This is a genomic window from Nocardioides antri, from assembly GCF_008373765.1.
Taxonomy (GTDB): Bacteria; Actinomycetota; Actinomycetes; order Propionibacteriales; family Nocardioidaceae; genus Nocardioides; species Nocardioides antri.
Window position 1 is genome coordinate 829,265 of record NZ_VUJW01000003.1, and the last position, 12,829, is coordinate 842,093.

At 71.4% G+C, this 12,829-nt stretch carries 16 protein-coding genes; 7 read left to right on the forward strand and 9 right to left on the reverse strand.

Going from position 1 to position 12,829, the window contains the following annotated elements:
- Window positions 1–19 precede the first annotated feature (19 nt).
- The 3 genes from F0U47_RS10120 to F0U47_RS22010 are packed head-to-tail and all read left to right on the forward strand — an operon-like array spanning window position 20 to window position 2,106.
- A complete protein-coding gene (locus F0U47_RS10120; protein WP_149750189.1) occupies window positions 20–646 on the forward strand; it encodes a hypothetical protein in 627 nt (208 codons plus the stop codon).
- Window positions 643–1,920, forward strand: coding sequence for a hypothetical protein (locus F0U47_RS10125; protein WP_149750191.1), 1,278 nt, complete (start codon window positions 643–645; stop codon window positions 1,918–1,920). The genes F0U47_RS10120 and F0U47_RS10125 overlap by 4 nt, the downstream gene beginning before the upstream one ends.
- A 54-nt stretch (window positions 1,921–1,974) precedes the next feature.
- Window positions 1,975–2,106, forward strand: a complete 132-nt coding sequence (locus tag F0U47_RS22010) for a hypothetical protein (RefSeq protein ID WP_281290975.1) — start codon at window positions 1,975–1,977, stop codon at window positions 2,104–2,106.
- A 3-nt stretch (window positions 2,107–2,109) separates the two neighbouring features.
- Here F0U47_RS22010 and F0U47_RS10130 read toward each other — a convergent pair whose 3' ends face one another.
- The 4 genes from F0U47_RS10130 to F0U47_RS10145 all read right to left on the reverse strand — a co-directional run bounded on the left by F0U47_RS10130 (window position 2,110) and on the right by F0U47_RS10145 (window position 6,167).
- Window positions 2,110–3,174 (reverse strand): SDR family oxidoreductase, encoded by a 1,065-nt coding sequence (locus tag F0U47_RS10130; protein WP_223162713.1) that lies wholly within the window; start codon window positions 3,172–3,174, stop codon window positions 2,110–2,112.
- Window positions 3,175–3,354: 180 nt separating this feature from the next.
- Window positions 3,355–3,819 (reverse strand): CinA family protein, encoded by a 465-nt coding sequence (locus F0U47_RS10135; RefSeq protein WP_149750193.1) that lies wholly within the window; start codon window positions 3,817–3,819, stop codon window positions 3,355–3,357.
- Window positions 3,816–4,616 carry an NAD(+) synthase gene (nadE, locus tag F0U47_RS10140; RefSeq protein ID WP_149750194.1) on the reverse strand — a complete coding sequence of 267 codons (801 nt, stop codon included), beginning with the start codon at window positions 4,614–4,616 and terminating at the stop codon, window positions 3,816–3,818. Before nadE ends, F0U47_RS10135 begins: the two co-directional genes overlap by 4 nt.
- Before the next feature lie 51 nt (window positions 4,617–4,667).
- On the reverse strand, window positions 4,668–6,167 hold the full coding sequence (locus F0U47_RS10145; protein ID WP_188111259.1) for a S8 family serine peptidase: 1,500 nt from the start codon (window positions 6,165–6,167) through the stop codon (window positions 4,668–4,670).
- Window positions 6,168–6,334: 167 nt separating this feature from the next.
- On the opposite strand from F0U47_RS10145, the gene F0U47_RS10150 reads away from it, so the two are divergent.
- Complete coding sequence (locus F0U47_RS10150) at window positions 6,335–6,607, forward strand: acyl carrier protein (protein ID WP_149750197.1); 273 nt, start codon at window positions 6,335–6,337, stop codon at window positions 6,605–6,607.
- A gap of 23 nt (window positions 6,608–6,630) precedes the next feature.
- On the opposite strand, the gene F0U47_RS10155 is transcribed toward F0U47_RS10150, so the two are convergent.
- Window positions 6,631–6,954, reverse strand: coding sequence for a DMT family transporter (locus F0U47_RS10155; RefSeq protein WP_149750198.1), 324 nt, complete (start codon window positions 6,952–6,954; stop codon window positions 6,631–6,633).
- Window positions 6,955–7,057: 103 nt separating this feature from the next.
- Between F0U47_RS10155 and F0U47_RS10160 the strand changes: the two genes are divergently transcribed.
- Window positions 7,058–7,603: a TetR/AcrR family transcriptional regulator gene (locus F0U47_RS10160; RefSeq protein ID WP_149750199.1), complete on the forward strand. Its 546-nt coding sequence runs from the start codon at window positions 7,058–7,060 to the stop codon at window positions 7,601–7,603.
- A gap of 42 nt (window positions 7,604–7,645) precedes the next feature.
- Here F0U47_RS10160 and F0U47_RS10165 read toward each other — a convergent pair whose 3' ends face one another.
- Entirely contained in the window at window positions 7,646–8,359 is a 714-nt protein-coding gene (locus tag F0U47_RS10165; RefSeq protein WP_149750201.1) for a hypothetical protein, read from the reverse strand.
- A gap of 169 nt (window positions 8,360–8,528) precedes the next feature.
- Between F0U47_RS10165 and F0U47_RS10170 the strand changes: the two genes are divergently transcribed.
- A complete protein-coding gene (locus F0U47_RS10170) occupies window positions 8,529–9,260 on the forward strand; it encodes a hypothetical protein (RefSeq protein ID WP_149750203.1) in 732 nt (243 codons plus the stop codon).
- 44 nt (window positions 9,261–9,304) lie between these two features.
- On the opposite strand, the gene F0U47_RS10175 is transcribed toward F0U47_RS10170, so the two are convergent.
- The 3 genes from F0U47_RS10175 to F0U47_RS10185 all read right to left on the reverse strand — a co-directional run bounded on the left by F0U47_RS10175 (window position 9,305) and on the right by F0U47_RS10185 (window position 11,877).
- On the reverse strand, window positions 9,305–10,891 hold the full coding sequence (locus tag F0U47_RS10175) for a gamma-glutamyltransferase family protein (RefSeq protein ID WP_188111260.1): 1,587 nt from the start codon (window positions 10,889–10,891) through the stop codon (window positions 9,305–9,307).
- 33 nt (window positions 10,892–10,924) lie between these two features.
- Window positions 10,925–11,272 carry a YtxH domain-containing protein gene (locus F0U47_RS10180; protein ID WP_149750207.1) on the reverse strand — a complete coding sequence of 116 codons (348 nt, stop codon included), beginning with the start codon at window positions 11,270–11,272 and terminating at the stop codon, window positions 10,925–10,927.
- A 110-nt stretch (window positions 11,273–11,382) separates the two neighbouring features.
- The gene (locus F0U47_RS10185) at window positions 11,383–11,877 is read right to left on the reverse strand and encodes a MarR family winged helix-turn-helix transcriptional regulator (protein WP_149750208.1); all 495 of its coding nucleotides are present in this window, start codon (window positions 11,875–11,877) and stop codon (window positions 11,383–11,385) included.
- Between the two features lie 51 nt (window positions 11,878–11,928).
- On the opposite strand from F0U47_RS10185, the gene F0U47_RS10190 reads away from it, so the two are divergent.
- Window positions 11,929–12,813, forward strand: coding sequence for an EamA family transporter (locus tag F0U47_RS10190; protein ID WP_188111261.1), 885 nt, complete (start codon window positions 11,929–11,931; stop codon window positions 12,811–12,813).
- Window positions 12,814–12,829 lie beyond the last annotated feature (16 nt).

The following is a 12,829-nucleotide window of genomic DNA, read 5'->3' on the forward strand; positions in this document are numbered from 1 at the left end:
TTCGCCGCATCTCGTAGTCGTGACCGACTTCCCGAGACCCGACGACGGCAGCCTCGAGCAGGTGCTGCGCCGGGACCTGCGCGAGACGGTGGACCACATCCCGGCGGTGCCGGTCGACGCCGTCCTGGTCCGGGACACCCGGCGGCTCGGCCACGCGCTGCGCACCCACCGCACGACGATGACGCTGCTGGTCGTCGCCGCCGTGGCGCTGACGGTCCTCGCGATCCTGGTCAGTCCGGCGCTCGGCCGGGCCGAGCCGACCGGGCGCTACCGTCCCCAGCTCCCCGCGGATCCGCTCGAGCTCGGCTGCTACCCGCTGCCGCCCGGCCTCACCCTCGACTTCCCCTACCAGGTCCGTAAGGACGGCGACGTCGACGGCGTGCGGGTCCTCACCCTCCACTGGGACGAGCTGGACGCTGCGGAGGTACGACGCCGGCTGGCCGCCGCCCTCGTGGGTGCCGGCCTGCCGCGCCGGTCGGCCACCGTGACGCCGTTCCCCGAGCTCACGCCGGACATGATCGTGCGGGGCGAGGTCGTGCTCAGGCTCCCGGTCGCGCGGCTGTCGAGCGCCGACCCGGCCTGCACCGACCCCGCGACCACGAAGCGCTTCCCCGACGACTGGGCGCCGTCCACGGAGTACGGATGATCGCGCCGCTGCGTGCGGTGCGGGCCGATCCGCTGCTGACTGCGTGCGTCGCGGTCGCCCTCGCGCTCAAGGTCGTGCTCTTCGCCCGGGTAGCGGACCTCCCGTTCCGCGGTGACGAGGTGGCCTATCACGACGCCGGCTGCGCGCTCGCCAACCTCGTGCGCGACCTCGCCTGGCTCCGCAGCCCCGACGGCGGCGAGCTCTCGCGCAACGTGGTCGGTAGCGGCTGGTTCATGCCGGGGATGGGGCTCGTGCTCATGCCGCTCTACCTCGTCGCCCCGGAGGCCGACGACACCGTCGCCCGGCTGTGGCTCGGCCTGGTCTCGGGCGCGGTGTTCGTCCTCACCGTCGTGCACGTCCGGCGCTCGCTCGGGCGGGGGTTCGCGCTCGCGCTCTGCGCCTTCCCGGCGCTGGTGCCGGTATGGGTGCTCCTCTCCCTCACGGCGTACGGCGACCTGCTGGCCGGTCTCGTGCTCGTCCTGCTCCTCACCCGGCTCGTCGACGTGCTCCGGGCAGGGCAGGAGGGCCAGCCGCCGACGGTCCGCGACGGGATGGTGCTCGGCTTCCTCGCGATCGCGGTCGTCTACCTGCGGTCCAGCGCGGTGCTGGCGGTCGTGGCCATGGCAGCCACCGCGGTCGTCGTGCTCCTCTGGTCGCTGCGGCGCACCGGCGAGCGGTCCGTCCTCGGCACGTCACTGGTCTCGGCCGCGGCGGCCGGCGCGGTGTTCGCGGGACTGCTGCTGCCCTGGTCGATCGGCGCCTCGGCCGCGCTCGACGACCGGGTGGTCACGACGACGTCGGTCCCGACCGCTCTCGCCAACACCTTCGGTGAGCGGGCCGAGGTCTGCTACGGCCCGTGCGACCCCGGCAGCACGGTGTGGTTCGCTCCGGTTCGCTACGCGCGGGAGGTCGCGCGGGCCACCGGCGGCGGCGAGGTCACCGTGCTCAACCAGATGTCGAGCCACGCCCGGCAGGACGTCACCTCCCGCAGCTACGCCCGCGACGTCGCCGACAACTTCGAGCGCTACCGCTCCATCGACGGGTTCGGCGCGCTCCTCAAGCCGCCCGACGCCCCGCACGACCGCGGGTTCTGGCAGTGGGTCGCCCGCGACCTGAGCCTCGAGATCTTCGGGCCGGTCTCCTGGCTCGTCCTTGCGGCCCTGCTGGTCGTCAGCGGCCGCCGCCACAGCGAGCAGGTCGTCGCGGTCCTGCTCAAGGTCGGCCTGCTGGCGCTCCTCACCCAGCCGTTCGTCCACCTCGCCGGCTCCCGCTAGTGGACCACGGCCGGTGCGCTCGGCGGGCTCGCGGTCGTCGTCCTCGTCCGGACGGTGCGCGACGCCGTACGACGCGAGCCGGCGCCGCTCGGCGACGAGCCGTCACGGCTGCTCACCGTCCTGCAGTGGCTGCTGTCCGCGGGCACGGTCGCCGTCGCGGCGACCGTGTCGGTGCTGGCTGCCTGATCCCTACCGCAGCGGAAGTCGGCGGGCGATGCCGTCATCGATCATCTGCTGGAAGTGGTCCGTGATCGTCTCCTCCGCGTCGCGGTACTCCAGCCCCAGCTCCGCGCGGCTGCGGCTGTTGTCGAACTCCAGCGGCCAGCCGACGTTCTTCTCCACGAACTCACGGGTGAACCCGGCGACCGGGGCGAACATCTTGAACGCCCGCTTCGGCATCTTCGTGTACGGGAACGGGTAGGTCCGCCCGAACCTCCGACGGAGGATGCGGCCGATCTCGAGCATCGTGATGGTGCGGGCGTTCGTGATGTAGCGCCCGTGTGCGGTCGGTGTGTATCCGGCTGCGATGTGGGCGCGCGCCGCGTCGCGTACGTCGACCAGGCCCATCGCCAGGTCGGGCGCGCCGGCTGCGAGCGAGTAGTCGGTGAACGCCCGCATCGTCGCCATCGACCCCGACTTGCTCGCGGTGGTCAGCGACGGACCGAGCACCAGTCCGGGGTGGATGGTCACCAGGTCCCACCGGTCCTGCCGCCCGCAGATGTCCCAGGCAGCGCGCTCGGCGACGGTCTTGGCGTAGGGGTACGGCTGGTGCTGGGTGGTGCTGGTGGTGTTCCAGTCGGCCTCGGTGAACGGACCGCGTCCGCGCATGTCGATGTTGTCGCCGTGGATCGCCACGACGCTGCTGGTGAGGACGACCCGCTTGACCGACGGGGTCGCGTCGACGCTCGCCAGCACGTTGCGGGTGCCCTCGAGGGCCGGGCGGACCAGCTGCCGCTCGGGGTCGCGGACCTTGCCCAGCAGGAACGGCGACGCGGTGTGGATCACCAGCTCGCAGCCCTGCATCGCCTCGTCGTAGCTGCCGGTCTCGAGCAGGTCCGCCCGGTGCAGGGTGAGCCGCCCGGGGTGCGCGTCGGCCAGCGCGTGCAGGTGCTCGAGCCCGATCGCCTTGTCGGGGTCCCGCACCGTCCCGCGGACGGTCCGGCCGTCCTCGAGGAGGTAGCGGACGATCCAGCTCGCCACGTATCCGGTCGCACCGGTGACGAGGACGGGGCTGTCGGGGTCGATGGTGGTCATGCTCGGGTTCCCTTCGCGAGCGGCCTCCCTCGGCCCGGTTGCTGCTGCCGGGCACCGCGCGCCCGAGCATAGGGGTCCCCCGGGGATCCGATCCCTGGAGCGGTGGGGAAGGTGGCCCCCAGTCCACCTTCTCCACCGCTCCCGGCATCGGGGCTAGCCCTGAAGTCCCGTGAAGGGCAGTCAGTCCCGAGTGAGGTGCGCGGCCAGCTGGGAGAGGGCCGCGCGGACGGTCTGCTCGACGACGTCGGCCGGATCGCCCTCGAACAGGTGGCGGGTCACCAGGGGTTGCCCGTCCACCCAGCTCGCGACGAAGACGGTGCCCGCTGGCTCACCCTCCTCCTCGCCCGGCCCGCCGACCCCGGTGACGGCCACGGCGGCGTCCGCGCCGAGGAGCTTGCTGACGCCCTGGCTCATCTGCTCGGCGCACGACGCCCGCACCACCGGTCCCTCCTCCACGCCGAGGACGCCGAACTTCACCCCGGACGCGTAGGCGACCACGCCGCCGAGGAACCACGACGACGCGTCCTCGCCGCGTCCCAGCGCCGACGCGATCGCGCCGGACGTGAGCGACTCGGCGCACGCGACGGTGACGGAGGCCGCTGCCGCGTGCTGGGCGATGACGTCCACCGGGTCCGCGGGTGTCATGGTCCCACCGGGAGGTGACGCTTGTGAGCCGTCTGCCGGTAGGCGGTCTCGATGACCTCACGTGCCCGTGGGCTCACCTCCTCGCCCAGGAGGTAGGCGTCGATCTCCTGGTAGGTGACCCCGTAGGCCGTCTCGTCCGGCAACGCGGGCCGCAGGTCCTCGAGGTCGGCGGTGGGCACCTTCTCCACCAGGTGTGACGGCGCCCCGAGCTCGCGTCCGAGCTCGCGCACCCTGCTCTTGGTGAGACCGAGCAGCGGACCGACGTCGAACGCCCCGTCGCCGTACTTCGTGAAGAAGCCCATCACCGCCTCGGCGGCGTGGTCGGTCCCCACGACCAGGGCATCCAGCCGGCCGGCGACGGCGTACTGCGCCACCATCCGCTGCCGCGCCTTGATGTTCCCCTTGACGAAGTCGGCGCGCTCGGGGCTCACCTCGTTGACCGAGGTCGCCTCGTGCAGCGCGTCCACGGCCGGCTTGACGTCCACCGTCACCGTCGCGGACGGCTCGATGAAGCGCAGCGCATCGGCCGCCTCGGCCTCGTCGTGCTGCCGGCCGTAGGGCAGCCTGACCGCGGTGAAGGTGCCGTCGGCGCGCTCGCAGGCGAGAGCGGCGAGGCGGCCGGCGACCGTGGAGTCGACCCCACCGCTGATGCCGAGCACGTAGCCGCTCGCTCCGCTTGCGCGCAGGTAGTCCGCGAGGAACCCGATCCTGCGCTCGGCCTCCTCAGCCGCGTCGAACGCCTCGGCGACGCCGAGCTCCGCGCGGATCGAGTCCTGACTGACGTCACCTGGATCCATGGGGCTCGCGTTACCCGCCGGCGTCCCGCTCAACCGGCGGGACGCCGGCGGTCAGCCCTTCTTCTTGGTCAAGGTGAGCGAGTGGGCGCAGGTCAACGCGGCCCTGGCGTCGACCATCCCGAGCCCGGAGTGGATGTCGAACCCGGGGGTCATCATGTCGACCGCGGTCGCCCGCAGGCACTGCTTCACCTGGGCCGGCGTCGCCTGGGGATTTGCCTGGAGCATCAGCGCCACGACGCCCGACACGTGCGGCGACGCCATCGAGGTGCCGGAGATGCAGAAGTAGCCGGGCTGCTGGATCTCCGGGCACTCGGTCAGCGGGGCGAGCACCGACGGGGACAGGGCGGCCATGATCGTGTCGCCGGGAGCGACGACGTCGACCTGCGGACCGGTGCCGTCGGCCGCGCCGCGGCTGGAGAAGTCCACGATCTGCTGGCCCGGCACGCAGCGCGAGGAGTCCTGGGACTTGCAGGCCGCGCCCACGAGGACGGCGCCGTTCGCGGGGTCGTGGTAGCCGCCGATCGTGCCCGGCTCGGGGCCGTCGTTGCCGGCGGAGAAGACGACGTGCACGCCGCTGTCCACGACCGACTTGATCATCCGCGACATCGCGTCGAAGTCGGTCGGCTCACCGCAGTCGAGGCCCAAGCAGTTCGGCTCCGTCGGGAGCAGGCCCCAGGAGTTCTGGGTGATGTCGATGCCGTACTCGACGCGGTGCCGGATCGTCCAGTCGAACGCAGCCAGCGCGGCCTCCTCCCAGTCGATGTCGTCGACGATCCCGAAGCCGGGCGTTGCCACCCGCATCGAGATCAGCGAGACACCCGGGGCGACGCCGGCGAGGTCGGGACCACCCTGCGACTCGGACAGGCTGCCGTCCCCGCCCACGGTGCTCGCGACGTGGGTGCCGTGGCCGATCTCGTCCTGCAGCGCCAGCGTGCCGGTGGACTCTGCGTACGTGTCCCACTGCTCCGCCGAGAAGCCGGCCTGCTGCGCCGCCTCGGAGTAGGAGAAGTTGAGGCCCTTGACCACGCGGTCGCCGAAGTCGGGGTGCCCGGCGAAGATGCCGGAGTCGAGGACGGCCACGGTCACGCCCGCCCCGGTGACGCCCGGCCGGGTCGCGGTGACCCGCTTGCCGCCCACCCGGGTCGTGTACGTCGCGGGCTGGTCGAGGCCGATCGCGTTGATCTGCTTCTTCGAGGCGTAGAGGTAAGACACCAGTCGGCGCTGCGGCTCCACGGCGACGACGCCCGGCAGCCCGTCGAGCAGGTCGACGACCGGCAGGTCCGCGGTCACCGCCACGGCTCCGATCGTCGGCAGCTCGATCGCCCGCTCGACGCCCAGGTCCCGCAGCGCTCCCAGCGTGCCGGCCGGGATCACGCCGTCGGCGAAGGCCACGATGACCTTGCCGTGCCCTGCCTCGTCCGTCGGAACGGACGCCGCGGCGGGCGCCGGCAGCTCCGGGCTCGCACCGGCGGAGCCCGGCGCCATCAGCGCGCCGGCCCCAACCGTGAGAACAGCTGCGAACGCCGCCAGGCGTCGGGTGGATCCGAGCATCATCGTCAACCTCCGGGGCCGAGTGTCCAAGGCTTCAACGAGACCTCCGCCGGGTGGTTACCGTGCGCCGTCACGACTTCGGCCGGGTGGGCGACGCCGATCGGATGTGCTCGCAGCAGAGGGGTACCGGACTGGGAGGTACCCGCTCAAGAGACAAGGAGAAGGACGTGGCAACAGGAGAGACCGGGTTCGACGACGTCACCTACGACCTCATCTCGGTGCAATACCACTCGCTCAAGGCTGGTCACGACTACGGCCAGTACGTCCGTGATGCCGAGAACGCCGGCAAGGACGACATCGCGCAGTTCTTCAAGGAGGTCATGGAGCAGGACTCCCAGCGGGCCCAGCGGTGCCACGAGTTCCTCCGCGACCTCGGCGGCACCGACAACACCAGCCCGCAGGGGGACGTCTCCGGGGGGTCCGACCCGAACGCGACCTGACCCGGCGACTCGCTGACGCAGGCTCAGTGCGCACCGGCGAGGTTGAGGCCGATGACCCCGGCGACGATCAGGGCGAGGGACACGGCCTTGGCCAGGGTCATCGACTCGCCCAGGGCCATGCCGACCACGGCGACCATCGCGGTGCCGATCCCCGCCCACAGGGCGTAGGCGATCGACACCGACATCGTGCGCACGACCAGCGACAGCATCCAGATCGACGCCGCGTAGCCGACGATCACGGCCGCGCTCCATCCGGGCGCGCGGAAGCCGTCGGCCTTGGGGAGGCTGGCGGTCGCGAACACCTCGATCGCGATCGCCCCCAGGAGAAGCGTTATGGCGCCGTACATCGTGTCACCTTCTCGTCGATTCTGTAGCGAGTGCTACATACAGAAATGTAGCACTCGCTACGCGTAGGTGCAGAATGGGCGCCAGACGGCTGAGGAGACACGCATGGACAAGCGCGACGCCCTGCTCGAGCTGGCGGCCGACTACGTCGTCGAGCACGGGCTGATCGGACTGACCCTCCGACCGCTGGCGGCCGCGCTCGGCACCAGCGACCGGATGCTGCTCTACCACTTCGACAGCCGGGACGACCTCGTCATCGCGGTCATCGTCCGCACGGTGGACCGGGCGACCGCGGCCGTCGAGGTGTTGCCCGACGCGCCGAGCGTGCGGTCCGGGGTGAACCGGCTGTGGGAGGCCTTCCGCAGCGAGCCGTTGCGGGGCTGCCTCCACGTGTACTGCCAGGCCGCGGCCACCGGCCTGATCGGCCAGGAGCCGTACCGCAGCGCCGCCCGCGACGCCAACGCCCGGTGGGCACAGAGCCTGCGCGACTACCTGGTGCGCTGCGGAGCCTCGCCGCGCCGCGTCGCCCGGGTGGTGCGGCTCGTCGACTCTTCGCTCTACGGGTTCCACCTCGATCTCATCACCGACCGGGCGGAGGAGCTGGCACGCGGGGTCGACGACCTCGCCCGCGCCGCGGAGGCGCTGGCGTGAGGACCCGGCTGCGAACGACCGTCGAGAAGAGACCCGGCGGCGTCAGCCGAGCAGGTCGGCCACGCATCCCTTGAGGGCGAGGACGTCGACCGCGGTGATGCCGGACTCCAGGCAGCGAGCGATCGCCTCGGCCCGGGTGATGCTGTCGCTGGGCGTCGGCTCCGGCGTGGCGGTCGGCGACGCGGGCGGCACAGGAGTCGTGGGTTCCTCGCCGGCAGGGCGGTCCACGGGCCCCGCAGGGGGCTCGACCCGCGGGCTCACCGTTACCGGCTCGTCCGGGGACGCGCGCTCCTCGTCGACCGCTTCGCCAGCGGCGCCTTCGCTCGTCAGGGCAGTGGGAGCGGTCTCCGGGGCTGTCGTCGGCGCGGAGGAGGGAGTCAGGCGCGCAGGGACCTGACGGGGCGCGGTCTCGTGCCTAGGCGAACCGGCGGCCGTGCCGGGATCGGCAGGTGACGGCGACGCTGCCGGGTCACCGTTCCCCAAGGCCGTCAGTCCCGCGACGGAGGCCACGGACAGGATCGCCAGCGGGAGGAGCGCGAAGAGCTTCTCTCCCGAGCCGATCGCGGTCAGGACGACCGGACGGCCGTCTCCCTGCGCCACCCGACGCCCCGCAACCCGGGCGCCACCCACGCGCGCCGGCGACGCCTTGCGTGCCTCGGGCGGCGCCTTCCGGGCACCCGGTGTCGCCTTCCGGAGACCGGTGGTGGATCGACGATGGCCGGCAGCAGGGGCGGCGCTGTGACGTCCCTTCGACATGAGCGGTACCTCCGAGTCGGTCTACCGATGCCCGTCGCCGTCCTGCAAGGCGGTCTAGACAGGCCGCGACACTATGGCACACAGCGTTCGGCCGGATCGAAGCCGCCCACCCGGCCGGTTCCGGACGTAGCGTGTTTTCCACGCGAGTCTCGAGTGCGGGGAGGAAGACATGGGACTGGGAGACCTGGCCAAGCAGTGGGCGAAGTCGAAGGCGACGGAGATGCTGTCGAGCGACAGCCAGAAGGCGGCGCGAGCCTCCTCCGAGGCTGACGCGACCGAGCGGGAGGCGAAGGACGCGGCGGGCGAGCAGCTGATGCGGACAGCGTTCCCCGGCCTCGCCAAGTGGAAGGACAAGCAGGAGGAGAACCAGCGCCAGGCCGAGGAGGACCGGCTCCAGCGGGCCCGCGACGAGATCGCGGCGCTCCCGGTGGCTCAGGTGCAGATGCGGGTCACCGGTTGGACGGAGGACGCGTGGTTCGGCCCCATGCACCTGCGGTGGGAGGTGATCCCTGCGGAGGAGCCCGATCCGGAGTACCCCGACCCGGACCCTTACGCCTACCGGCCGTACCTGTCGGTCGAGCTGCACCCTCAAGCCGGGAACGCCGTGTCACTGGGGAGTCATCAGCTGGCCGGCTGGCGGTTCCAGGTGCCCGGCTACACCGGCGCCGGCCACTACGACCTGCTGGCGATCGCGCGCGAGCGCGAGGCAGCGGGGGCCGCGCTCGACTACGCCGAGGAGTACCTGGAGCTCGACGAGGACACGGACTACTTCTACTGCTACACCGACACCGGCCCGTGGTCGGCCACCGTGAGCGACGACGAACGAAGGATGTCGGTCTCGATGGTGCTCACCAGCTCCATCGGCGACATGACGATGACCGCTGACATCGCCAGGGAGTGAGGGCAGGGCCGCGCCCCGTCGGCTCCCGGGCGGACCGGGTCCGCTCAACCGGCGTGCGTCCGCGCAGCTCCGTCGGCCCGGGGGTCGCTGGCCGCCTCCAGCGTCGTCCCGTTGCGGCGCACGAGCTGGGAGTGCCCCGCGCCGTCGTCGTGCGCCGGGATCTCGGCCAGGTCGAAGCCGGCTCCGGCCAGGGCATCCCGCGCCTCGCCGGGCAGATCGGCTTCGACCTTGACGGCAGCCCTTGGACTGGGGTCGCCGGCCCCTGGCTCCGTCGGCCCGAGGACGAAGCGAGGGTTGGTCACAGCCTCGACCGAGGTCCTGCCGGCCGCCAGGTGCAACGCGAGCTGGGTGTGGATCTGCGGCTGTGCGCGGCCCCCCATCGTGCCGTGCGCCCCTGTCCACGAGTCCGACCGACGGACAAGGACCGGCATCAGGGTGTGCGCCGGTCGACGGCCGCCGGCGTACACGTTCGGAGACGAGGGGTCCAGCACGAACGATGCTCCGCGGTTGTGGAGAACGATGCCGGACGACTCGTCCAGGATGCCGGAGCCGAAGGCGTGGAAGTTGCTCTGGATCAACGACACCCACGTCCCGGCGCCGTCGGCCGCGACGACGGCCACGGTGTCTCCCGTCGCCCGTGTCGGCTGCGTTCGTCGCGGGCTCGGGTCGCCGAGCAATGCGGACTCTGCGACGGTCCTCGCACGCCGTCCCAGGAGGGAGTCGATGTCGAGGGGAGAGGAGTCCGGATCGCCGAGAAGACGGTCGCGGTCCTGAGCCGCAGCGCTCAGCACCGCGGCGATCACACCGGCGTCGTCTCCCAACGGATCCAGGTCGTGGCCCAGTCGCTCGCGGACCACCTCCAGTGCCGCCATGCCTTCGAGGAAGAAGATGCCCTGAGAGCCGGGAGGACCCGACACCAGCTCGTGGCCCGCGTAGACCGCAGACGACGCGTCATCGAACGAGGTTCGATGGCTTGCGAGGTCCTCCGCGGACATCGCCGAACCCAGTTGCCTCAGCCGGCGTACCAAGCTTTTCCCGACAGGGCCGTCGTAGAACGCCTCGGCGCCGCCTTCGGCGAGCAAGGTCAGGCTGCGTGCGAGGTTGACCTGTTCCAGAAGAGAGCCCGACCTGAGTGTCGAGCCGTGGCGAGTGAACACTGCCCGCATCCCGTCGTCCGCCAGCAGTCGCGACTCCTCACGCTCGAGGTCGCGTGCCAGGCCCGGAGCGACCTCGACTCCGCCTCCCGCCAGTTCTGCCGCTGCGAGAAGTGTCGGGGCGAGGGACAACGTCCCGTACCGGTCGGCAATGTCGTGCCACGCCGCGACCGCACCCGGTACCGTCACCGTGAACGGGCCGTACACAGGCATCCCGCCCACGGTCGGGCCGAGCCGCGCGACGTCGCTCGCCCGCGGGCTCCGGCCACTGCCGTTGACCGCGTGAACGTGGCCGTCCGGAGCTCCGATCAGCGCCATCACGTCGCCGCCGAGCGAGCACTGGTTCGGATAGACCACCGTGAGGGTGACAGCAGCGGCCAAGGCCGCGTCGACAGCGTTGCCGCCAGACCTGAAGACATCCGCAGCAGCGTCGCTCGCCGTCCGGTGCGGACTCGCCACCGCCCATTGCGGGGTCACTGAAGGACGCTGCTCAGCAGACGGGTGCGACAACTACTTCGCGGGGTTCTCGACGAACCCGGCCGGCGTGTCCGGGCCCGAGTACGCCGTACCGCCTCCCTCGCCGCCGCCGGTCTCCTTCGTATCGTTCGCGCCTTCGCCGGAGCCGACCTTCTCGCTCACCTTGTGCGCCACGGTCGACGCGGTCTCCGCGACCTTGTGCTGGACCTCTGGTGCCTTCTGCGCCGCGAAATCCTGTGCGTGCGAGACGGTGTCCTGCACCTTCGGGTTGTTCCAGAAGGTCTGGGCACCCGACTTGATCTGCTCATATCGCTGCTGACCCGCGCGGGCTCCGAGCACGTACCCGACGCCTACGCCGGCCAGGAATGAGAACTTCGACATCTCAACCCCTCCTTTGGAGGTCCGGTGCCCGGAGTTGGCCGGGTCAAACAGGGCCTAGATCGGTTGGACACAGCAGTCGAGCGCCGTACCGCAGTCTTTCGCTTGTCGCCTCAGACGCCGAGCTGCCGTGCCCACTGTTCCAACAGCCGTGCCAGGTCGTCCCGCTGGCGGCGCGACAGACCCTCCAGCAGCCGGTGCTCGTTGGCGATGTGGGCCGTGAACGCGCGGTCGATGAGCCGCTTGCCCGCGCCCGTCAGCACCACGACCCTTCCGCGGCCATCGGTGACGCTCGGCTCCCGGGTGACCCAACCGTGCCGTTCACAGCGGTCCACCCGCTTGGACACCGCGCCGGACGAGACCATCGTGCGTTCGGCGATCTCGGTCGGGGTCAGCCGGTACGGCGCGCCGCCCCGCCGCAGAGTGGCGAGCACGTCGAACTCGCCCTCTCCGAGCCCGAACTTCGCGTACTCCGCGACCAGCTCCTCAGTCAGTCGCATCCCGATGCGGTGCAGCCTGCCGATGACGCCCTGCGGACTGACGTCCAGGTCCGGGCGCTCTCGCGCCCACTGGTCCATCACCCGGCCGACGTGGTCCTTGGACTTCATGCCGGGAATATATCTGACGAGGAAGGCACTTTACCTTCCATGGAAGGTTTCATGGCACGCGCCGTCGCCATCACCGCTGTCGCACCTGCGGCCTGGGGCAGCACCTACTGGGTGACCGCCCACCTGCTTCCGCCCGACCGTCCGCTGTCCGCTGCGGTGGTGCGCGCTCTACCTGCAGGTCTCGCACTGCTGGCCCTGCGCCGGCGGCTGCCACGGGGCGTGTGGTGGTGGCGATCGGCCGTACTGGGTCTGCTGACGATCGGGTTCTTCTTCCCCCTCGTCTTCATCGCCGGCGAGCACCTGCCCAGCGGGCTCGCTGCGACCATGACCGCTACGTCGCCACTTGTCGTCATGGGCCTCGCCTGGGCCGCCGTCCGGGAACCGGCGGGGACCGTCCGCGTGACGGCCGCGGTCGCCGGACTGCTCGGCGTGGCGCTCCTCGTGCTGCGCAGCCCGGGCGGTGTCGACCCGGTGGGTGTCGTGGCCGCTGCCGGAGCGGTGCTGACCTCGGGAGTCGGATTCGTGCTCGTGAAGTACTGGCCGGCACCCGCCGACGACCCCATCGACCCCGTCACGATGGTGTCCTGGCAGCTCCTGTGGGGCGGGCTGGCCCTGCTGCCGTTCGCTGCCCTTGTCGAAGGCACACCGCCCCAGCTCGACGTTCCCGCGATCGCCGGCTTCGTGTACCTGGGGAGCGTGGGGACCGCAGTCGCCTACGTCTGCTGGTTCTACGGCCTGGCGCGGATGACCGCTGGGGCAGTCGCGCTGATCGGCCTGCTCAACCCGGTCGTCGGGACCCTCCTGGGCGTAGCGCTCGCCGGGGAGCTGTTCGGCCCGCTCCAGGCGTTCGGGATGTTGCTGGTCCTGGGCGGCGTGGCCGCCGGCCAGCTGGTTCGCCAGCCCCGCCGCGCCGAAAGCGGTCATGCGTCGCCCTGAAAACACGACAAGTCGC

Bases quoted from the DNA above. Each gene is read 5' to 3' on its own strand.
- F0U47_RS10125 (WP_149750191.1), top strand. From the start codon at position 643: ATGATCGCGCCGCTGCGTGCGGTGCGGGCCGATCCGCTGCTGACTGCG.
- F0U47_RS10130 (WP_223162713.1), bottom strand. From the start codon at position 3,174: ATGACCACCATCGACCCCGACAGCCCCGTCCTCGTCACCGGTGCGACC.
- F0U47_RS10135 (WP_149750193.1), bottom strand. From the start codon at position 3,819: ATGACACCCGCGGACCCGGTGGACGTCATCGCCCAGCACGCGGCAGCG.
- nadE (WP_149750194.1), bottom strand. From the start codon at position 4,616: ATGGATCCAGGTGACGTCAGTCAGGACTCGATCCGCGCGGAGCTCGGC.
- F0U47_RS10145 (WP_188111259.1), bottom strand. From the start codon at position 6,167: ATGCTCGGATCCACCCGACGCCTGGCGGCGTTCGCAGCTGTTCTCACG.
- F0U47_RS10155 (WP_149750198.1), bottom strand. From the start codon at position 6,954: ATGTACGGCGCCATAACGCTTCTCCTGGGGGCGATCGCGATCGAGGTG.
- F0U47_RS10160 (WP_149750199.1), top strand. From the start codon at position 7,058: ATGGACAAGCGCGACGCCCTGCTCGAGCTGGCGGCCGACTACGTCGTC.
- F0U47_RS10165 (WP_149750201.1), bottom strand. From the start codon at position 8,359: ATGTCGAAGGGACGTCACAGCGCCGCCCCTGCTGCCGGCCATCGTCGA.
- F0U47_RS10170 (WP_149750203.1), top strand. From the start codon at position 8,529: ATGGGACTGGGAGACCTGGCCAAGCAGTGGGCGAAGTCGAAGGCGACG.
- F0U47_RS10180 (WP_149750207.1), bottom strand. From the start codon at position 11,272: ATGTCGAAGTTCTCATTCCTGGCCGGCGTAGGCGTCGGGTACGTGCTC.
- F0U47_RS10185 (WP_149750208.1), bottom strand. From the start codon at position 11,877: ATGAAGTCCAAGGACCACGTCGGCCGGGTGATGGACCAGTGGGCGCGA.
- F0U47_RS10190 (WP_188111261.1), top strand. From the start codon at position 11,929: ATGGCACGCGCCGTCGCCATCACCGCTGTCGCACCTGCGGCCTGGGGC.